Origin of the sequence: Vibrio sp. YT-16 (assembly GCF_033337405.1) — a bacterium.
Classification (GTDB): Bacteria; Pseudomonadota; Gammaproteobacteria; order Enterobacterales; family Vibrionaceae; genus Vibrio; species Vibrio alginolyticus.
This window is the reverse complement of the sequence record NZ_JAWOQQ010000004.1, coordinates 283,214-303,714: the sequence shown is the minus strand read 5'-3', so window position 1 is coordinate 303,714 and position 20,501 is coordinate 283,214. Positions and strand designations below refer to the sequence as shown.

General features: G+C 43.6%; 16 protein-coding genes. 10 read left to right on the top strand and 6 right to left on the bottom strand.

Features of this window, described 5'->3' with window-relative positions:
• Positions 1-78: 78 nt before the first annotated feature.
• Entirely contained in the window at positions 79-1,173 is a 1,095-nt protein-coding gene (gene serC, locus R7F07_RS09765; protein WP_005378000.1) for a 3-phosphoserine/phosphohydroxythreonine transaminase, read from the bottom strand.
• A gap of 137 nt (positions 1,174-1,310) precedes the next feature.
• Complete coding sequence (locus R7F07_RS09760) at positions 1,311-2,579, bottom strand: DUF945 family protein (RefSeq protein ID WP_064376425.1); 1,269 nt, start codon at positions 2,577-2,579, stop codon at positions 1,311-1,313.
• A 186-nt stretch (positions 2,580-2,765) separates the two neighbouring features.
• On the opposite strand from R7F07_RS09760, the gene R7F07_RS09755 reads away from it, so the two are divergent.
• The 3 genes from R7F07_RS09755 (at position 2,766) to R7F07_RS09745 (ending at position 6,040) form a co-directional block, all read left to right on the top strand.
• Complete coding sequence (locus R7F07_RS09755) at positions 2,766-4,706, top strand: ATP-binding protein (RefSeq protein ID WP_064376435.1); 1,941 nt, start codon at positions 2,766-2,768, stop codon at positions 4,704-4,706.
• Positions 4,703-5,200 (top strand): response regulator, encoded by a 498-nt coding sequence (locus tag R7F07_RS09750; RefSeq protein WP_047100727.1) that lies wholly within the window; start codon positions 4,703-4,705, stop codon positions 5,198-5,200. Before R7F07_RS09755 ends, R7F07_RS09750 begins: the two co-directional genes overlap by 4 nt.
• Positions 5,201-5,491: 291 nt before the next feature.
• Positions 5,492-6,040: a hypothetical protein gene (locus tag R7F07_RS09745; protein ID WP_005378006.1), complete on the top strand. Its 549-nt coding sequence runs from the start codon at positions 5,492-5,494 to the stop codon at positions 6,038-6,040.
• Positions 6,041-6,233: 193 nt separating this feature from the next.
• On the opposite strand, the gene R7F07_RS09740 is transcribed toward R7F07_RS09745, so the two are convergent.
• Complete coding sequence (locus tag R7F07_RS09740) at positions 6,234-6,821, bottom strand: TfoX/Sxy family DNA transformation protein (RefSeq protein ID WP_005378007.1); 588 nt, start codon at positions 6,819-6,821, stop codon at positions 6,234-6,236.
• Positions 6,822-7,190: 369 nt separating this feature from the next.
• On the opposite strand from R7F07_RS09740, the gene R7F07_RS09735 reads away from it, so the two are divergent.
• From R7F07_RS09735 to R7F07_RS09715, 5 genes are all read left to right on the top strand, one after another.
• The gene (locus R7F07_RS09735) at positions 7,191-8,111 is read left to right on the top strand and encodes an HDOD domain-containing protein (protein ID WP_025766846.1); all 921 of its coding nucleotides are present in this window, start codon (positions 7,191-7,193) and stop codon (positions 8,109-8,111) included.
• A 146-nt stretch (positions 8,112-8,257) separates the two neighbouring features.
• Entirely contained in the window at positions 8,258-9,163 is a 906-nt protein-coding gene (locus R7F07_RS09730) for a lysine exporter LysO family protein (RefSeq protein ID WP_005378011.1), read from the top strand.
• A 208-nt stretch (positions 9,164-9,371) separates the two neighbouring features.
• On the top strand, positions 9,372-9,884 hold the full coding sequence (locus tag R7F07_RS09725) for a hypothetical protein (RefSeq protein WP_025766848.1): 513 nt from the start codon (positions 9,372-9,374) through the stop codon (positions 9,882-9,884).
• A gap of 211 nt (positions 9,885-10,095) precedes the next feature.
• Positions 10,096-11,742, top strand: a complete 1,647-nt coding sequence (gene panP / locus R7F07_RS09720) for a pyridoxal-dependent aspartate 1-decarboxylase PanP (RefSeq protein WP_033905124.1) — start codon at positions 10,096-10,098, stop codon at positions 11,740-11,742.
• 311 nt (positions 11,743-12,053) lie between these two features.
• On the top strand, positions 12,054-12,908 hold the full coding sequence (locus R7F07_RS09715) for a MurR/RpiR family transcriptional regulator (RefSeq protein WP_005378021.1): 855 nt from the start codon (positions 12,054-12,056) through the stop codon (positions 12,906-12,908).
• Positions 12,909-12,984: 76 nt separating this feature from the next.
• Here the strand turns inward: R7F07_RS09715 and R7F07_RS09710 are convergent, their stop codons facing one another.
• Entirely contained in the window at positions 12,985-14,229 is a 1,245-nt protein-coding gene (locus R7F07_RS09710; protein ID WP_054576427.1) for an iron-containing alcohol dehydrogenase, read from the bottom strand.
• A 377-nt stretch (positions 14,230-14,606) separates the two neighbouring features.
• On the opposite strand from R7F07_RS09710, the gene R7F07_RS09705 reads away from it, so the two are divergent.
• Together R7F07_RS09705 and R7F07_RS09700 are read left to right on the top strand one after the other, a co-directional pair.
• Positions 14,607-14,873 (top strand): GrxA family glutaredoxin, encoded by a 267-nt coding sequence (locus R7F07_RS09705; RefSeq protein WP_005378026.1) that lies wholly within the window; start codon positions 14,607-14,609, stop codon positions 14,871-14,873.
• A 175-nt stretch (positions 14,874-15,048) separates the two neighbouring features.
• Entirely contained in the window at positions 15,049-16,731 is a 1,683-nt protein-coding gene (locus tag R7F07_RS09700) for an aspartate:alanine antiporter (RefSeq protein ID WP_005378028.1), read from the top strand.
• 78 nt (positions 16,732-16,809) lie between these two features.
• Here the strand turns inward: R7F07_RS09700 and fabV are convergent, their stop codons facing one another.
• Both fabV and R7F07_RS09690 read right to left on the bottom strand, forming a co-directional pair.
• On the bottom strand, positions 16,810-18,012 hold the full coding sequence (gene fabV, locus R7F07_RS09695) for an enoyl-ACP reductase FabV (protein WP_005388648.1): 1,203 nt from the start codon (positions 18,010-18,012) through the stop codon (positions 16,810-16,812).
• Positions 18,013-18,186: 174 nt separating this feature from the next.
• Positions 18,187-20,469 (bottom strand): acyl-CoA dehydrogenase, encoded by a 2,283-nt coding sequence (locus R7F07_RS09690; RefSeq protein ID WP_017634878.1) that lies wholly within the window; start codon positions 20,467-20,469, stop codon positions 18,187-18,189.
• Positions 20,470-20,501 lie beyond the last annotated feature (32 nt).

Sequence of the window (20,501 nt, the reverse complement as noted above, 5' to 3'; positions counted from 1 at the left end):
CTTCCTGGAATGATGTGAGTTGAGATAAACAAAAGCGCCGCAATAGCGACGCTTTGGAGAACAACTATCAGTTTGAGCTTACGCGTAGTTTTTCTCAAACTCTTGCATGAAGTCTACTAACGCTTGAACGCCTTCAAGCGGCATTGCGTTATAAATGGATGCTCGCATACCACCAACTGCTCGGTGACCTTTTAGCGCTTTCAGCCCTTTAGAGTCTGCTAGCTCAAGGAAGGTTGCATCCAGTTCAGGCTTAGCAAGTTGAAATGGCACGTTCATCAAAGAACGGTTTGCTGAGTGCACGCCATTACGGTAGAAATCAGACTGATCGATGTAATCATACAGTAGCGCGGCTTTAGCGCGGTTCACTTGCTCAATCGCTTTTACTCCACCCTGTGCCTTCAGCCATTTGAAAACAAGACCAGACAAGTACCATGCAAATGTTGGTGGCGTGTTGAACATTGATTCTTTTTCTGCCAAAACAGTGTAATCCAAAATACTTGGTAGTACCTGCTTCGCCATACCTAATAAATCATCGCGCACGATAGCAATAGCAATGCCGGAAGGACCAATATTTTTCTGAGCGCCCGCGTAAATCACACCGTATTTAGACACATCGATTTCACGAGAAAGAATTGTCGAAGACATGTCAGCAACAATCGGTTTGTCGGTGATAGGAAGATCGTTAATCTCAATACCATCAATGGTCTCATTTGGACAGAAGTGAACGTAAGCCGCTTCTGGAGCAATTTTCCATTCACTTGCAGGTAGAACCGCGACTTTCCCGTTGATTTCTGTTTTTGCATCAAACACGTCTGGTTCGCAGTATTTTTTCGCTTCAGCTACCGCGCTTTCAGCCCAATAACCACCATCGATGTAAGTTGCCGTATCGGCATCACCAAGTAAGTTTAGAGGAACAGCAGCAAACTGAGCACGAGCACCACCTTGGCAGAACAGCACTTTATAGTTGTCCGGAATATTCAGAAGATCACGTAAATCCTGCTCGGCTTCTTCTGCAACTTTGATGAACTCTTTGCTTCGGTGGCTGATTTCCATGACCGAAGTACCAAGGCCTTGCCAATCGATTAGTTCCTGTTGTGCTTGCTGCATAACTGCTTTAGGCAGACCTGCTGGTCCTGCACTGAAGTTAAATACGTTGTCCGTATTTTGTTCCATGATGCTCATTGCTCCTGCTATGTAAATATTACGAAATTAATATCACGTTTTTGCAGTGATAAAAACAAGAAAAGAGGTCTTACGACCTCTTTTTAAAGACTAAGCGTTGAATTGGAACAAATTCGCAACAACACGAATTACTGTTGCTGCATCAAAGCAGGCATAAGTAGAGCCACCAATGGGAACTCATGCCCATTTTCGAACTTCAATTTGCCTTCACCAATTTCTGCTTTTAATTGATAACCGCCCTCTACTTTTTCGATCAACTCCATAATAAGGAGCTCATCAATCCCTTCTTGAATAAATGGGTAATGCGTTACTAATTCATCAGAGAAGTAAGTGCTAAGTTCACCAGTAGTGGCCGTCACCAACTTCATTGGATCTTGAGTAATATGCTTAGTACCTTCAGGGATGGATAGTTGCCACTCGTTGTGGAACTTGCCGTCACCGAACGCGAGTGAAAGCTCGTTCACGGATAAATCAAAACCTTTGCTAAACAGCGTATCGACATGCGGCAATAAATTCGCAATTTCCTGCTCATCTAACATAGGAGAGCTTTGATAGATAGACATAATTTGATCAAAAGACTGGCTATCCACATCTGCAATTGAGAAATCCAACTTAAAGTTATCGACATCCGTCCCATCAGTTAAACGTAGTTTCTTAGCATCTAGGTTTAATTGACTGTTCAGCTTATCACCAGACTCACTCATCGTAGTGTTACCACGGTAGCTCGCATTTTCAATCAAAAAGACAGGCGTTAAGTTCGCATCAACCACATCTAGCTTCTCTAGAGAGAAAGATTGCTCGCCTAACCAGTAGCCTTTTGCTTGCTTTCCTTTACCTTGCCCTGTCAATGCATTCAGATGAAGCTCTTCACCGTTTTCAAAATCCACTTGAACAGAAGGAACGGAAACTTGGTAATTGAGATCACCCAATACCGTAACATCACCTGTTACTTTTGCAGGGCTTGTAGAAACAGAAACACCTTGCGCTTCGTTACGATAATGCCAACTGTTTAGGTCGAGGATAAATGCTGTATTGCCATTTAGTTGAGTCTGGCTATGCATCGTGAGAGGCAAAAAGTCATTGTCCACCAATTTTGAATCTGCTGTTAGGCTTGTTAGACCGTGGCTAACATCACTGGTTACGTCAAACGTCGTTGGCATACCATCACGCTCTAACTGCGTTTTAAGCTCAGGATCAACAACTGAATAACGAGTCAGCACGACTGAAGACAAATAGCCACGCTGATACTCGACCACTTCGCCTTTAATCATTTCATCATTCATATTGGTAATACCATCTTCAATGATGGACTGACCAATTTGTCCGACAGCCAATGGCCAACACAGTGCTAATGAGATAGCACCACCAATGGCGCCGATTTTTTTAAGATTTTGCATAACGTCACTTATTAGATATTTTCGGTCAGTCTACCCCAAACCACCTGCGGAGAAAACATTGAGACAAATCAGACTATTGATGCTTATTCTAGTCCATTAATCAGGAATCATACTTGGCTCCCACTCATCATGTCCTTTTATTGTTAAAGTTTGCGTGGCGAAGTTTTAACCGGAGCTAAAACATCTGTGAATCGTTATGCTGTGTTGTGTCTCGACAACAACCCAATCAGTGCTGAACAGTTTCGATTGGAGCTGTCTGCCTTCTCAAGTAAGTTTGATATTTTTTCTGTCGAATCGATAGAAGAGGCTCAAAGCGCTTTAGAGTATCTAGAAGAAAGAGAACAGACTGTTGCTTTAGTTATAGCGAGCCATCACGCTCATTTTAACGGCGTGGATTTTCTTATTGGTTTAGACCGGATGCCACATACCGAGCAAGCAAGAAAAATTCTTATTAGCTGCTCGTCTGATATAGAGGCAATTCTCACTGCCGTTAATGAGGGCAGGCTCGACCACTGCCTCACTAAACCTTTGCCAGATCACGTCTTATTTAACACAGTGCAAAAAGAGCTGACCCAATTTATCTTGCGAAATGGCAAAGAAGACCTGCTAAGTTACAGTCAGATATTGGATCATCACAGCTTGTTGCGAGCGCACATCAATAACCAGATGAGCCATTATCAAGCCGGATTCTTACACGACTACCACTCGATGTCTGATGCCGAGTTAGCCGAGCAAGTGATCTCCGCTCTCCAGCAATTTTTTAAAGATAATGACGAAACAAGAGCGTGCCGTACATACTCACCTGAACACTTATTAACCGTGGAAGGCGAGCCAAATTGCTTTTTGTGGTTTATCACCGAAGGTGAAGTGGCTCTGTACAAGCGCGATGAGCAAGGCATGCAGCGAGAGGTTGTACGCCATAACAAAGGGAATATTGTCGGAGGCATGTCGTTTGTTACTGGGGAATGTTCTTTCTCGACAGCTCTGACACTAACCAAAACAGAAGTTATCAAACTCGATCGCAACGTATTCAATAAAGTGATGCAAAGCGACTCAAACTTACTGCCTCTTTTTACAAACTTGCTCTTACGCCACTTCAACCGCCGATTGCAAAGAAGCATCAACACCAAACTGCAACTTCAAAAAACGCTCGAATCTTTAGAATCAGCCCACCAGCAGCTCATTGAAAGAGAAAAAATGGCGATGCTTGGTCAATTGGTTGCGGGAGTGGCACACGAACTAAACAATCCAGTAGCCGCGATATTAAGGGGCGTAGAGAATTTAACGCATACGCTAGAACGATTACTTAACGATGCGCCCAGTTCCGATATACAAAGCAAAGGCATTGAATTACTGAGCAAAGCGCAAACCTCAAAACCCGCTTCAACCGCCGAGCTCAGATCACGCGTAAAAGCGCTTAGCCATACACTTCCAGACAGAGCACTAGCTAAGAAAGTGGTGAGCCTTGGTTTAGAATCCGATCACGAGCTACTTACCCAACTAACGAGAAAGCAGCAAGCGTCTTATCATGCCCTCAATACACTTGAGCAATACCACAAAGCAGGTTCCACACTTCGCTCAATTAATGTCTGTGCAGCACGAATTGCTGATATGGTAAAAAGCCTGAAAGGATATGCTCGGTCAAATGATGAAACCCTGCACTATGCCGATATTCATGAGGGTATTGAAGACACCTTGGTGATTTTCGAGAACAAATTAAAAATGCACCAAGTTTCAACCGACTATGCAAACTTGCCTTCCATCCTTTGTCAACCGATCGCACTCCAACAGGTGTGGACGAACTTGGTCTCTAACGCCATTGACGCATTTCCTGAGAAAGGTGTGTTAAACATACAAACACGCCTTGTAGAAAAAGAGCATACACATTATGCCGTTATCTCATTTGAAGATAATGGATATGGTATTCCTGAGTCGCAAAGAGACGCCATTTTCGAGCTGAACTTCACCACAAAAAAAGAAGGTAATTTTGGCTTAGGCATTGGGCTGTCCATCTGCCAGCAAATCGTGACAGCACATAAGGGATGGATTGACGTCGAATCAGAGCTCGACAAGTTCACACGAATGACAGTCTGGTTACCAGTCATCGAAAAAGGAGATGAAATATGACCAAGTATTTAATTTTATGTGTCGATGACGAACGAGAAGTCTTGGATAGCGTGCTCCAGGATCTCGCTCCCTTTGAGGAACATTTTATTGTCGAGGGAGCGGAATCAGTCACTGAAGCAAGGCAAGTGATCGAGGAAATGGCGGAAGAAGAAGTTCAGCTTGCGCTCATTTTATGTGACCACATTATGCCGGAACAAACTGGGATCAGCTTCTTAATCGAACTCAGTCAAAATGGTGACACAAAAGCAGCGCGCAAAGTTTTACTCACAGGACAAGCCGGTTTGGAAGACACCGTAGAAGCCGTAAATAACGCGAGTCTCGATTATTACATTGCCAAACCTTGGAAAGGCGAAGCATTGAGAAAGGCAATCGTGTCTCAGCTTACCGCGTTTGTGATTGAGAATGATGATAACCTGCTATCCTGGACTCAAACCCTTGATTCTGAGGCAATCCTCAACGCCATGGCAGAAAGAAGAGCAAGCTTTGGCGAGTAATAAAGTGTTTGGTTCTAACTTGAACTCAACGATGCTCATTGCACCACCTAACCTCGCATAGTCGAACGAGGTTAGAAAAACATCGTTACTTGTCCGAGTGAAATTCTCGGACACTACGTATATGGCGTAGTTTTTGCTTAAACCAAGGAACTATTAAGTTAATTGACAAAACATCGACACATTTTTGTTGGTCGTCGACCTTCCTTTTTATTATGATGTCGGACAAATCAGATTACGGTTCAAGTGGTTGCTTGAATCCATGGAAATAATGAACAAGGTTTATCGTTAGTTATGCGTAAAACACTATTAGCCGCTGCCTTACTAGTGGCATCAAGCCATGCCCTAGCTGCAAACGATCGCAATGCGCCAGCAACTATGAGCAACTTTAGCTACGACTATTTCGAAGCACGTATTGGCGCAAGTCCTGTGACATTTGGTGCTGGATTCAGCAAATCAATTCACCCGAACGCGCATGTGATTGCTCGTATTGACTCTGAGTTTGAAAGTGATTTTGACTCAGCTGCAGGCTTTGGCTTCCATTCTCCGCTAAACAACTGGGCAGATCTTACTGGTGAAATGCTAATGCGCGTTGTGCAACCTTCGAATGAGAGCAGCACAGATGTTGGTATGGAGCTTAACTTAGGTGTTCGTCAATGGTTGGGCCCTCAATTAGAAGTAGGCGGCAAAGTCGGCTACGTTTCTATCGATAACGATGACGATTGGACTGGCTCTGCCTACGCTCGATTCCACTCAACAGAGCTTTTCTCTTTGGGTGCTGAAGCACGTATCAACGATTTTTACGGTGATCAGGTAATGTTCACTACGCGTTTTAAGTTTTAAGATTTGTGCTGTAAGAAAAGAGCAAATTAAAAAAACAAAAACCGAGGTCTCTGCCTCGGTTTTTTTGTCTAATTTAATGACTAACTCAATGAAGTGGTAAAAAACTTCAACGTCCTTTTTCCGCTTTTCACACTTGCCTTTACGACCCGCTAACTCCATCGAAACGAGTCAATCATTGTGCGATCAGCTTCGCTTAGTCACACAGTGCCAATAACTGTTTTTTACGCGGCTCTTGGATCAGTTTCCAATGTACGCCATCAGTTGCACCAGCAAATTTCCACAGTAGCTTTACATCAACATCATTACCGTAAGCCGTTTTAACTTTGTTGAAGACTTTTACAGGTCCAAGTTCTAAAAAGGTTTCTACGTCATCAACACCGGCTTTCTTGACCATACGTTCAAGGGTTAGTTGCATGTTGGGTAAGTCTCTTAAGCGTCTACTGGCAGAGGACTTTTGATATTTCCGTTCCTTAATTGAGTATTCAATTGATTTCTGTACCAGTTCATCAAGCCCTACATATCCGGATTCGAATAAATCGGTTACATCATAATAATTTACGGTTGCCGTCGTCTGTTTTTTGACGTGCTTATACTTCTCACAGCTCAGTTGAGTAAACACTTCATCTAGCCCATTACCACCACGTAAGTAGCAGCAATCATTGCTGACAAGCGCAAACATAGCATCATCGGTGAATAAACCAATACCACCGAACATAGAACGTTTTTGGTACTCACTGAAGGTGCGTACATATTTAAAAAAAGCTTGGTCTGTCATGTCCATTGACCTCTTTAATCTGAATAAATTACCCCGATTAGCGATGTCACCAGATAAACAGCAGCTTATAGCGAATTATAAATGTCGATTTGTTGGCGATATTTTTGTGAGTTGTGCTCACCAACTTGCTTAATCATACTTAACGTTGAAAAATAAGTTAGGACATAGGTCACATATAAAAAAGTATAAATTCTGCATACGTGATTAGTTTCACACTTATTGTTCGTGTGGTGATATTTTTTTGACGCATAGCATGCCTAAAACGCGCCATCATTATGATCTCGCTGGCAATTACGGGCACATAATACGCATTTAATTGATAAAGAATACGCTGTAAGGGTACACTGTACGAAAGATCTCAAGTACAGCGTCACAATGGAACATTTATCATTTTTTTGGCTGCCAAATAATAAAGATAAGCTTATAAACGCACTGGAATCCGAGTTTGCTCAGCTGGTAGAACAGTCCATCTCCACGGGTAAGATTTCGTTACCTCCTATTCCTGATGTCGTGCTTAAAATTCAGCAGTTATGTGTCGAAGAACACACCACGATTGCCGATGTTGCTAACTGTTTATTGGAAGATCCCGGATTAGCAGCGGTCGTTTTACGAGTCGCTAACTCTGTGATTTTCAATCGCAGAAATATCACCTGCAACGACTTAACTACAGCGGTATCTCGTCTCGGAATACTTCGTGTACGTGATATTGTTACCGCACAAGCGATCGAGCAACTTAAACACTCAGTTAATCTCACTAAAGAATGCAATGCCATCTTGGTGAAGAGTGCGGCGATATCTCGTGAGCTCGGTGCCGTCATGGTGATGTTGGTTCAATCGTTTCGTAGCCACGAGCCAGGCACTTATGGTCATCTAGAGCAAGAAAAGGCGTTATTGGTCGGTCTATTAGCCGATATAGGGTTATTTTGCCTAATTAATGAGTACCACTTGTACTTAGATAGGGGTAATTACTTAGACCCAGATATTGCATTGCAGATCTTCCAAACACGTTGTTCTGCCACAAGTAAACTGGTACTTGAGCGTTGGGGGTTTGACAACGACTTCAGAGAAGTATCCTCAAATGAAAAATACGAGTTAACGCGACCAGAAGTGAGTTATCTCGACATCGCTAGAATTGCGCATCATTTATTGATGTTCCGCAATCACGATGAACGCATTGACGAACATGAAGTTGAATTCAACTTAACTGGTGCAGAAGTCTTGTATGAACTTAGTAACATGAGTGATACTGACTTCAATGATCAAATCCGTGCTGTACTCAATGCTAGCGGTTTGTAATTTATCGCTTTCTGATAATACCTTATCCGTGATAAAACGATTCGCTCAAGGCTGAGCTGTGTGTGGTGAAATGTCTTTAATTTCAACCGATAGATAATTTGATTTATGCGTGTTGATGTTATCTCAAAAAGGAATCATTGAGCTTTATGTTTTCAGGGATGCTATTTATTTTCGCTCCGCTTGTGGTGGGGTATCTAATTCCTATATCTCGATCTTCGTTATTGGAGAAGATCAATCAGTCAACGTCCTACCTTATTTACGTCATTTTGTCGTTGATGGGTCTTAGCTTAGCGGCGCTCGATAATTTAAGTAGCAACTTACAAAGTATTCTCCTCTATGCGAGTACGTTTTTTTTGTGTCTAAGTGCCTGCAACCTGTTGGCTCTGCCTATTATTGATAAAATTATTCCACTCCAGACCAATCAGAATCAAAAGAAACTACCGTTATCTTCGATGGCTTTAGAGTCTGTTAAGCTTATCGTGGTCGTTGGCGGAGGGTTAGTGGTTGGCCTGCTGTTACCCATTGATTTGAGTTGGGTAGATACAGCAAGCGAATGGATACTCTTTCTACTTCTATTTTTTATTGGTATTCAGCTGCGCAATAGTGGACTTACTCTGCGTCAAATCCTATTAAATAAACAAGGAATGGCCATTGCGGCTGTTGTCATCGCAACATGTATGCTTGGTGGCGTTCTTGCAGCGGTGCTTTTGGATCTTCCTCTTTATCAAGCACTCGCAATGGCTTCAGGTTTTGGCTGGTATTCACTCGCAGGTATTTTAATGGGTGACGCTTTTGGTCCGGTATTTGGTGGCGCGTCGTTCTTGATTGAATTGATGAGAGAGTTAGTCGCACTGGTTGCCATTCCTCTCTTTATTCGTAGCTATCCGTGCACCGCAATTGGTTATGCCGGTGCAACAGCAATGGACTTCACCCTACCCGTTATTCAAACTACCGGTGGTGTGCGTTGTGTTCCTGTTGCTATCGTTAGCGGCTTTATTTTGAGTTTATTGGTACCAGTTATGATGCTTTTCTTTGTATCACTTGCTAGCTAGATCTCAGGTTTTCGCTTTAACATCCATTACAATACGGCAAAAATTTAAATACCCAGTTAACGTCAAAGTGGTCAATATTTTTTGGCAAGACCCCTCTTTCTTTTCGTCATTCAGCCCAACGATTTGTCACGACCAAATAGAAAGAAGGGAGAAACATCAACTGATGTGCATTGCGTTAATAAAGGGATAACAACCAGAAGGAAGAAGAATGAAACGCTTTGTCGTTGCAGCGCTCCTCGCTACAAGCTCAACTTTTACGATTGCCGCAGATCAACAATGTCTTGCTAGCAAATACGATGGCTACGTCGATGCCTCACTACAGTGGTATCAAGATCTTGTTGATTTGACGGTTACCCAATATCCAGATCTGAAAGAAGTTAGCCAATGGTTCTTGGATGGACGTAAACATCACTTTGAATTAAACCGCGAAGCGGTTCACTACTTTCTAGAGAACGACCCTAGCCGCGTTGCGACGGAACAGCCAATCGAAGCATGGTTAAAACTAGAGCAACATGACGTTAAGCAGTTAGCGACCCGAAGCGATAAGTTAGGTGAAGTTGCAAAACAGACATTTAGCGACCGTCAATCAACTAACCACCCAAAAAACTACGAGCTTCGTTCAGCATTCGCTGATCTGCTTAGTCATCCCCAACAAATTGATACCGCACTTAATAAGTACAATCAGTCAATAGAAAAGATTGAAAAGCAGAAATGTGACTAAGGTTGCTCGCATTAGTCGTTGATTAGCATTCGAAAACACTAGAATGTTTTAACGTGCTCAATCTAGAATTTTTTAATGTGAATATCGTAACCTTCACCTAAAATTTTCATTTCTACAACTTGGGTTTCAACAATTAAAACGGGACTTTGCGCCCGTTTTAGTTTAGATTGTGCCGCTCGCATTACCAAAATAACTACAAAGATTCTTTGCTATGGTTAAGGAACAAAAAACCGCTGATGTTAGCTTTGAGAGCTTGCTAAAGATCTTCACTGTCCCAGAAGGTCCGGACTCAACGTTAACTAAAATTGACGAGAGCCTCTCGCGAAATCTAAATCAATTTCTTCGTGAACACATCGTGGCAGAAGAAAAGCCTTTACGCGAAATCGAAAAAGACTTTTCTTCTGCTCAGATTCCTGAGCAGCCAGAGTTCGTGTCAGATCATACAGAGCACTTACTCGACACTTTGGTGTCGCACTCAGTTCACACATCTTCACCAAGCTTCATTGGTCATATGACATCGGCACTGCCTTATTTCTTGATGCCACTGTCAAAGATCATGATCGCCTTAAACCAAAACCTGGTAAAAATAGAGACTTCCAAAGCCTTTACGCCACTTGAGCGTCAAGTTTTGGGTATGCTGCATCGCTTGATATATGGTCAGAATGATACTTTTTACAATCAGTGGATGCACAGTGCAAACCACTCATTAGGCGCATTTTGTTCCGGCGGCACCATTGCCAATATCACTGCGCTTTGGGTAGCACGTAACAAAGCGTTAAGAGCCAATGGCTCATTTAAAGGCGTGGAAAAGGAAGGCCTTTTTAAAGCCATGAAGCACTATGGCTATGATGGCTTAGCGGTGCTAGTGTCTGAGCGTGGTCACTACTCCCTTAAGAAAGCGGCCGATGTATTAGGGCTAGGCCAAGAAGGCTTGGTTGCGGTTAAAACCGATACCAACAACCGTATTATTATCGACGACCTTAAAGCGAAAATTGTTGAGCTCGAAAAACAAAATATCAAGCCTATTGCTGTTATTGGTGTGGCTGGCACAACAGAGACAGGTAATGTTGATCCATTGCCTGAAATCGCTGAAGTCTGCCAAGCTCACGGCTGTCACTTCCATGTGGATGCCGCATGGGGTGGCGCAACACTGATGTCTAACCATCACCGTCATCTTCTTAAAGGTGTGGAAATGGCAGACTCAGTAACTATTGATGCACACAAGCAGCTCTATATCCCGATGGGCGCTGGTATGGTTCTGTTCAAAGACCCTGACGCAATGAAATCCATAGAGCATCACGCTCAATATATATTGCGAAAAGGTTCAAAAGACCTAGGCAGCCATACATTAGAAGGCTCACGTTCGGGCATGGCGATGTTGGTCTACGCCGCAATGCACATCATAAGTCGCCCAGGTTACGAGCTTCTGATTGACCAAAGCATTGAAAAAGCTCGATACTTTGCGGATTTAATCAAACAGCAAGATGATTTCGAGTTAGTTTCTGAACCAGAGCTTTGTCTGCTCACATACCGTTATTTGCCGCCATTCATCCGTGAAGCATTAGCACAAGCAGAAGGCTCACAAAAAGAACAACTGAATGAGCTGATCAATGAGTTAACACAGTTTATTCAAAAGCGTCAGCGCGAAACGGGCAAATCGTTCGTTTCACGTACAAGACTGAACCCAGACCAATGGCAACGCATGAATACGATAGTGTTTAGAGTGGTTTTGGCAAATCCACTGACCACAAAAGAAATTTTGAGCTCAGTGCTTGATGAACAACGCGAAATCGCCAAGCAAGCACCAAATTTGATGAAAAGAATTCAACAGCTGGTTGTTGATATTCAATCGTCTTAACAGCCAGATCGAGTTACATCAATTTGAAATTTTTTTTCGTTTTGATGTAACTCAAACATCATTATCGTGCGACTAGCGCAACAAAACTTCGTTTACACATCCAATTCTGTAGTTTTTACAACATTTTGTTTGAGGCCTGTCAAATTCTCACTAAATAGTACCCGTTATTGGTTTAGACTGATTGAAGATCAGGTTTATACTGATTCTATGGCGCTGGTTGTTTTCGTTAACGCCCCACTCTACTCCGGAATCTTCGTGTTTCCTTTCGTTAGCAGAGCCAGCGAGTTGTTCTCTATACCCTCGTGAACACTATGAATACATTAGAAAAAATTCAAAAAAACCTGGAGAATTTCAGTAAGTCAGAGCGCAAAGTTGCGGAAGTAATTATGGCGTCTCCACAAACTGCAATTCATTCAAGCATTGCAACGCTGGCTAAAATGGCCGACGTTAGTGAGCCCACTGTAAACCGCTTCTGTCGTCGTCTGGACACCAAGGGCTTTCCAGATTTTAAGCTTCACTTGGCACAGAGCCTAGCCAACGGCACCCCTTACGTTAACCGTAATGTGGAAGAAGACGATGGCCCAGACGCGTACACCCATAAGATTTTCGAATCGACGATGGCGTGTTTAGATGTCGCTAAAAATAGCCTAGATCCAATGCAAGTGAACCGTGCGGTCGATTTGCTAACGCAAGCGAAGCGCATTTCATTCTTTGGCCTTGGTGCATCATCTTCTGTTGCCCGAGACGCACAAAACAAGTTTATTCGCTTTAATATTCCAATTACTTGTTTTGAAGATATTGTTATGCAGCGCATGAGTTGTATCAACTGCAGTGATAATGATGTTGTGGTTCTTATTTCTCATACCGGTCGAACAAAGAGTCAGGTAGAAATAGCGAACCTTGCTCGTGAAAATGGCGCAACGGTTATTGCGATTACAGCGAAGGATTCTCCTCTAGAAAAGGCAAGCTCGCTGGCCATCACGCTCGATATTCCAGAAGATACCGACGTTTACATGCCAATGGCAAGCCGAGTTGTACAAATGACAGTGATTGATGTGCTAGCAACTGGCTTCACTCTTCGCCGTGGTACAGGTTTCCGTGAGAACCTAAAACGCGTAAAAGATGCGTTGAAAGACAGTCGCTATGACAAATTAAGCCAGTACTAAGCACTAAAGCTTAGTCAATACTTTATCTAGGGGAGCTCAAGGCTCCCCTTTTGTTTTAATGCTGCTAAGGGAGCAATCACCCTAAGTCGTTGACACTCGATAAGTCCGTTCTTGATTCCAGTACTTCAACAGAACTGACATGTTGTGCACTCTCTGCTACACACTCTCCACTACAATCACAGACTTGCTGCAATATGTGTATCAAACGTTCCTGATTAAGAGGTAAAGGATTCCCTTTGATTGCCATTGATTTAAGCGCATCATTCGCCACTTGCTCAAAAGAGGTTTGGCATACTCCAAATTGAGCCAGTAGCGGTAACGCTAACTTATCTAGCACCATATTTACCCAAAGAATTCCATCGTGTTCGTTAGCATTTACTCGCTCAGTGACTAATTGGGCCAGCTTACGATAACGACTTATCACATCATTCCTACCCGCGAGTTTAGCAGCGTTAATGTTCTCCTGCATCACGTGCGGAGCTAGGCGAGCCGTAATAACGCTATGGGGGGCGTCTAACTTGCCTCCTAACGCCGATGCTAACCCATGAGCAGCACCTAATTTGGCATTAGTAATCGCCATACCACCAAGCAATGCAGCGAACGATAAATCAGAGCGCGCCTTATGATTATCTTGCTTACAAGCGGCAATCACTGAACGGCTTAAACGGCGTAGCCCCTCTTCGCAGACCATATCAGTAAGAGGGTTTGGCTCACCACACACATACGCTTCCATTAAATGAGTGAACGCATCCATTGCGCCACGTCCAGATGTGTATTGGTCGGTCCCGTAAGTAAGTGTCGGGTCTACAATGGCAACGTCTGCGAGCATATCAGGGCTTCGAAGACTCACTTTCACTTTATCTTGTCCAGATTTCAGCACAGCATTTCTGGTCACTTCTGAACCGGTGCTTGCTGTCGTAGGAATTGCAATAAAATGAAGAGGCTTTGCTTTTAAAGGGACGCTTCTTCCTACCACTTCTACGTAATCGTAAACATTGCCTTGATTGGGAATAATGGCAGCTAAGGCTTTGCCCATATCGATGACGCTGCCACCACCTATCGCAACCACCATATCAGGTTGGAATTTTCTACCGAGCACTGCGGTCTCTTCTACCATCGTGATGTATGGTTCACCAACGATAGCTACGTGCTGGTAACGCATATTTTGAGCTTTAAGATATTGGATAATGGGGGCGGCTCGTTGGGTATCCTGCCCAGTAACCAGCAAAACACTGTAGCCAAATTGGTTAATAACGGACAATGAAGATTGAAGTGCACCTTCACCAAATATAATCCTTGTTGCAGTCATAAACTGAAACATACACACCCTCCCAAAAGAATATACCCAAATAACCTCTCGCCCTCTGATTTAACACTTATGTAAGAGTTGAAGTTATTTGCGTATAGCCAAAATAGATTGCTATTTTTTTAAACAAAAAAAATTGACCAATTCCACCTTGCCATCATTAACCCTTTAGAATGTATGTTTTTTATGCGTCACTTCACATACTTCAGAGCCGTAAAATAAGCACGCGCGTTTAGTTTTTATTCGATAGATTTCACCTATAGAACCAAGAGGTAATTGCCGCTTTATTTCCGTATCTGGATCGGGCATAGTTACTCCAACAAAAGAAAGCGCACTCAGCCGCTATGTTTTGTACGCTTTCAAAAAAGAATAGATTTAGGAGAAATAAGATTATGTTCGTTGTTATCTTTGGTCGCCCTGCATGTCCTTTCTGTGTTCGTGCAAAAGAGCACGCAGAAACGCTAAAAGCAAAACGTGATGACTTCAACTACCGTTACGTTGATATTCACGCTGAGGGTATTTCTAAAGCAGATCTTGAGAAAACAGTTGGTAAACCAGTTGAAACCGTTCCCCAGATCTTTATCGACCAAGAGCACATCGGTGGCTGCGACGAATTCGAAGCATACGCGAAAGAGCACCTAGGTCTATTTGACGAGTAATAAAGACTGTTTTCAAAAAAGCCGCTTCATGCGGCTTTTTTATTATTTTTCAGCTGGTTATTACGTTAAGTCAACTAATGGTAAAACCTAAAAAAATTCACTTATCTTTTTGCTATATTTAGTTACAATTCACAGTTCTTAATCTTTTTTGGCACACACTCTACCGAGCCACACAGTGAACATAGACGTCGTATACCTTCTTGAGCAAAACCCTATCCTTCTAATCTTCGTCGTATTAGCCATTGGCCTTGCCATCGGAAAAATTCGATTTGGCAAATTACAATTAGGCAACTCTATTGGCGTTCTTATTACCTCTTTGGTAATGGGCCACCTTGGTTTCTCATTTAATGCAGAAGCTTTAACCATTGGCTTTATGCTGTTTATCTACTGCGTTGGCATTGAAGCTGGACCAAACTTTTTTGGTATATTCTTCAGAGATGGTAAGCATTATTTTATTTTAAGCATGACTGTTCTCGTGTCTGCGGTCAGCTTAACGTATGGTTTGAGTCACTATTTCGGCCTCGATTTTGGCTTATCCGCCGGTATGATGGCAGGCGCATTGACCGCAACGCCAGTACTGGTTGGTGCACAAGATGCTCTTAACTCTGGCCTTGCGACTATACCGCGGAATATGGAATTTTCTCTGGTATTAGAAAATCTATCCGTAGGCTACGCGATGGCTTATCTGGTCGGCTTAATTAGCATGATCATGTTTGCTAAATTGTTGCCAAAACTGCAAAAACAAAACCTTTCTGATTCCGCGCAGCAAATCGCACAAGAGCGTGGCCTTGGAAATTCAAGCCAGAGAAAAGTGTATTTACCCATTATTCGAGCTTACCGAGTGGGCCCAGAGCTAATTGACTGGACTGATGGTAAAAACTTGCGAGAACTGGGTATTTATCGTCAAACTGGCTGTTACATTGAACGAATCCGTCGCAATGGTATTCTCGCCCACCCAGATGGTGATGCTATCTTGCAAGAGGGAGATGAAATTGCACTGGTTGGCTTCCCTGACAGCCATGCTCGCTTAGACCCTAGCTTCCGTAATGGTAAAGAAGTATTCGACCGTAACTTGCTTGATTTGCGCATCGTTGAAGAAGAAATCGTCGTAAAAAGTGACGCTATCGCTGGTAAGCGTTTATCGGATTTGAATTTGTCTGAGTTTGGCTGTTTCTTAAACCGCGTAGTTCGCGCTCAGATTGAAATGCCTATGGACTTAGACATTGTGCTCGCTAAAGGGGACGTCCTTCAAGTGAGCGGCGAGAAAAGCCGAGTACATGGACTGGCGGAAAAAATCGGTTTCATCTCGATCCACAGTCAAATGGCCGATTTGCTCGCTTTTTGTAGCTTCTTTATTTTGGGTATTCTGTTTGGCCTCATCACAATGACGTTCGGTCAGGTGTCTTTCAGTTTGGGTAATGCGGTGGGTCTTCTGTTGTCCGGTATTACGCTTGGTTTCTTACGAGCAAATCACCCTACTTTCGGTTATGTCCCACAAGGGGCGCTGAATATGGTCAAAGATCTAGGGTTAATGTTCTTTATGGTGGGAATTGGTCTAAGTGCAGGTGGAAAGATGTTCGAGCACCTAACGCAAGTAGGTCCAAAAGTCATTGGTTTGGCATTTATTGTCAGTGTCGTGCCTGTAGTTCTGGCTTACTTAGTTGGCGCACACGTACTCAAGATGAACCGTGCCCTGCTCTTCGGTGCCATTATTGGCGCCCGTACTTGCGCTCCAGCTATGGATGTCGTTAACGACTACGCTAAGTCCACCATCCCTGCCCTTGGTTATGCGGGTACCTATGCGATTGCGAATATTTTAATGACGCTAGCTGGTACGATTCTGATAATACTAAGTTAATACTCACTTTGACTATGAAATACAAAAAGGCGCTCAATGAGCGCCTTTTGTTTATTGGTTATCTAGTCTGTGATTCGATTAGATTTGAATGAAGTCTGCTTCAACTGCTGGATTCACATCCGCTTCGTAATCTACGCCTTCAACGCCGAAACCAAATAGTTTCAAGAACTCTTCTTTGTACTCAACGTAGTCAGTCAGCTCTTTTAGGTTCTCAGTCGTAATTTGAGGCCATAGCTCACGACAGTGCTGCTGAATGTCGTCACGAAGTTCCCAGTCATCCAGACGTAGGCGGTTCATCTCATCAACTTCTGCCGCGCTACCGTCTTCTTTGTATAGACGTTGGCTGAACATACGGTAGATTTGTTCCATACAGCCTTCGTGTACACCTTCTTCGCGCATTTTCTTGAATACCATTGCGATGTACAGTGGCATAACAGGAATTGCAGAACTCGCCTGAGTTACAACAGATTTAAGTACCGCAACATTGGCACTACCACCTGTTGCTGCTAACTTGTCGTTTAGCGCTTTCGCTGCACGGTCTAGGTCCATTTTTGCTTTACCTAGTGCACCATCCCAATAAATTGGCCAAGTTAGCTCAGTACCAATGTAGCTGTACGCGACGGTCTTACAACCTTCAGCAAGAACACCAGCATCAGACAACGCATTGATCCAAAGTTCCCAATCTTCACCGCCCATTACAGTGACAGTGTCTTTGATTTCTTCTTCTGTTGCAGGCTCAACGCTAGCTTCGATGATCACATCTTTGTTGGTATCAACAGCCGTTGATGTGTAAGTTTCACCGATAGGTTTAAGAGATGAACGAACTAATTCACCAGTTTCTGGCATTTTACGTACTGGAGATGCCAGTGAGTAAACCACCATATCGATTTGACCTAAGTCTTCTTTGATCAGCTCGATAGTTTTCTGTTTCGCTTCATTTGAGAAAGCGTCGCCGTTTAAGCTTTTTGCGTACAGACCTTCTTCACGCGCTAGCTTTTCAAAAGCAGCGGCATTGTAAAAACCTGCTGTACCTGGTTTCTTCTCAGTACCTTCTTTTTCGAAGAAAACACCGATAGTTGATGCACCGCCACCAAATGCCGCAGCGATACGAGAAGATAGACCGTAGCCACTTGATGCACCAACAACAAGAACACGCTTAGGTGCGTTTTTGATTGGACCTTGCGCTTTGGTGTACGCAATTTGTTCTTTTACGTTAGCTTCACAACCAACAGGGTGCGTTGTAGTACAGATAAATCCACGAATTCTAGGTTTGATGATCATATTCAACTTCCTTTAAAAAACCTTGTTAGGATAAAAGTTTCGTTGGGATTTCGCATCTAATTTCTGTAAAAATGCTCTTAAAAGGCAAGTGGTTGGAGCACTATCCCACCATCCACTCCCCAAGAATACAAAAAAGCACCTCATTGAGGTGCTTTTCTTAACATTAGTTGTCTATTATGCCGCCGGATTCAACTGCGACTTTTTTGGGCTATGAGTTCGCACTTCAGAAAAGTCATGACTAAAGTGGTCAACTTGAATCGCCTTGTAGCGCAATTTATCTGCAGCCATGATTTGATCAATTTCTTGCTCAGTTAACACGCCTGCTTCAAATGCTTGCTGCAAACGGTCATGCAGCAAACCTTTACGAGCCACTTTACCATCCTTCGCAGCCTTCATAAGTTTACGCTCCAAAGGTTTAATGTCGTACATTGCAAGGAATGCATTCTCCATTAAGCCTACGCTGTCATCCTCTGATTTTCCGATGTAGCACAGATGCGTGAGGCGATCACGTTGCGCGCCTGGCGTCATCATCGCTTCAGCCAAATTCACACACAGCTCATCACTTGGCTTATTGAAATGATTACCAAGCGGGAACAATAGCCCCTTAAGCACACCGCCAACGTATTTCACAGGGAAGTTGGTGTAAGCCTCATTTAATGACTTAGAAGCGTTATACAAACAGTGTTGAACAGCGTAATGAACGAAGTCTAGATCGCCTTGTTGACGGCCTTCATCTTCATACTTTTTCAAGGCAGCAGATGCCATGTATAGATAGCTTAATCCATCACCCAAACGTGCGGAGATCATTTCTTTACGCTTCAAGTCTCCACCTAAGGTTAACATCGCAAAGTCTGCACTTACTGCAAGTGCACGACTGAGACGAGTAATGTCTTTGTAGTATTGCTGCGTTGGGCCACTCATGTGCGCGTTAACAAATCGAGAACCAGTTAGTGCTGCACCAAATGCACCGAATGTATTACCGAGCGCGTGCTTGATGTGTTTAAAGAGTAAGTTGTCAAATTCTTTCGCACCTTGTTCAGAATCTGGATTCGCCGCTGCTTCCATTTCTTTTAGAACATATGGGTGACATCGAGTCGCACCTTGACCAAAAATCATCAGGTTACGAGTCAGAATATTCGCGCCTTCAACGGTGATAGCAACCGGGATACCAAGGTAATGTTTAGCAAGATAGTTCATTGGGCCATCTTGAATCGCACGACCCGCATGGATATCAAACGAATCATTTAGAATGGTACGCGCGATTTCCGTCATGTGGTACTTGGCAATCGCGGTTACAATCCCAGGTTTCTCTTTCATATCGAGAGAAGTCGTCGTTAGCGTACGCGTCGCTTCTAGTAGGTAAGTAAGACCACCAATGCGCCCCATTGCTTCTGCAACACCTTCAAACTTACCGATCGACATTCCAAACTGTTTACGCACGTAAGCATAAGCACCTGTTGTACGTGTAGTAAGGTGACCAATCGCTGTGCCAAGCGCTGGGAGAGAGATACCGCGACCAGCAGAAAGACACTCAACCAGCATACGCCAACCTTTACCTGCATAATCAGCGCCACCGATCAACCAGTCCATAGGGATGAAGACATCTTCACCACGAGTAGGACCATTCATAAACGCAGACCCCAGAGGATCATGGCGTTCGCCTATCTCGACACCTTCATGGTCAGCGGGAATCAACGCACATGTAATGCCAACCTCTTTCTTGTCACCAAGTAGCCCTTCAGGATCCTGCAGTTTAAATGCTAACCCGAGCACTGTCGCAACTGGCGCAAGCGTGATGTAGCGTTTATTCCAACTAACTCGCACGCCAAGCACTTCTTTGCCTTCATGGGTGCCGTAACAAACCACGCCTTGATCAGGTATGCCACCCGCATCAGAACCCGCTTCAGGGCCAGTTAGGGCGAAACAAGGGATGTCTGTACCATCAGCTAAACGAGGCAACCAGTAATCTTTTTGCTCTTGCGTACCATAGTGCGATAGCAGCTCACCAGGACCAAGAGAGTTCGGTACCATTACCGATACCGCGGTACTGATACTTCGAGTCGCAATACGAGAAACAATGGTTGAGTTCGCCAAAGCGGAAAATTCACGACCACCATATGCTTTCGAGATGATCAAAGAGAAAAATCGCTCTTTACGTAGGTACTCCCATACTTCAGGCGGTAAATCCCTGTCTTCTTTGACAATCTTCTGGTCATCAAGCATTTCTAGCAGGGTCTCAAGCTCATTATCCATAAATGACTGCTCTTCTGCCGTCAGTGTAGGCGTTGGATAATGATGCAATGTTGTGAAGTTTGGCTTGCCTGAGAATAGTTCGGCATCCCACCATACACTACCCGCTTCCATCGCCTCTTTCTCGGTGCTAGACAGAGGTGGCAATACTTTTTTGAACACTTTAAAAGCCGGGTCACTAATCCATTTTCTTCGTAGAGAGCTCATAGTTCAGATCCTTTTGTTCACGTAACCGCTCG

What these genes read in the sequence shown, in the direction of transcription:
- R7F07_RS09750 (WP_047100727.1), top strand. Translation starts at nt 4,703, where the DNA reads ATGACCAAGTATTTAATTTTATGTGTCGATGACGAACGAGAAGTCTTG.
- R7F07_RS09735 (WP_025766846.1), top strand. Translation starts at nt 7,191, where the DNA reads ATGGAACATTTATCATTTTTTTGGCTGCCAAATAATAAAGATAAGCTT.
- R7F07_RS09745 (WP_005378006.1), top strand. Translation starts at nt 5,492, where the DNA reads ATGCGTAAAACACTATTAGCCGCTGCCTTACTAGTGGCATCAAGCCAT.
- R7F07_RS09715 (WP_005378021.1), top strand. Translation starts at nt 12,054, where the DNA reads ATGAATACATTAGAAAAAATTCAAAAAAACCTGGAGAATTTCAGTAAG.
- R7F07_RS09760 (WP_064376425.1), bottom strand. Translation starts at nt 2,579, where the DNA reads ATGCAAAATCTTAAAAAAATCGGCGCCATTGGTGGTGCTATCTCATTA.
- serC (WP_005378000.1), bottom strand. Translation starts at nt 1,173, where the DNA reads ATGGAACAAAATACGGACAACGTATTTAACTTCAGTGCAGGACCAGCA.
- R7F07_RS09740 (WP_005378007.1), bottom strand. Translation starts at nt 6,821, where the DNA reads ATGGACATGACAGACCAAGCTTTTTTTAAATATGTACGCACCTTCAGT.
- R7F07_RS09725 (WP_025766848.1), top strand. Translation starts at nt 9,372, where the DNA reads ATGAAACGCTTTGTCGTTGCAGCGCTCCTCGCTACAAGCTCAACTTTT.
- panP (WP_033905124.1), top strand. Translation starts at nt 10,096, where the DNA reads ATGGTTAAGGAACAAAAAACCGCTGATGTTAGCTTTGAGAGCTTGCTA.
- R7F07_RS09690 (WP_017634878.1), bottom strand. Translation starts at nt 20,469, where the DNA reads ATGAGCTCTCTACGAAGAAAATGGATTAGTGACCCGGCTTTTAAAGTG.
- R7F07_RS09705 (WP_005378026.1), top strand. Translation starts at nt 14,607, where the DNA reads ATGTTCGTTGTTATCTTTGGTCGCCCTGCATGTCCTTTCTGTGTTCGT.
- R7F07_RS09710 (WP_054576427.1), bottom strand. Translation starts at nt 14,229, where the DNA reads ATGTTTCAGTTTATGACTGCAACAAGGATTATATTTGGTGAAGGTGCA.
- fabV (WP_005388648.1), bottom strand. Translation starts at nt 18,012, where the DNA reads ATGATCATCAAACCTAGAATTCGTGGATTTATCTGTACTACAACGCAC.
- R7F07_RS09730 (WP_005378011.1), top strand. Translation starts at nt 8,258, where the DNA reads ATGTTTTCAGGGATGCTATTTATTTTCGCTCCGCTTGTGGTGGGGTAT.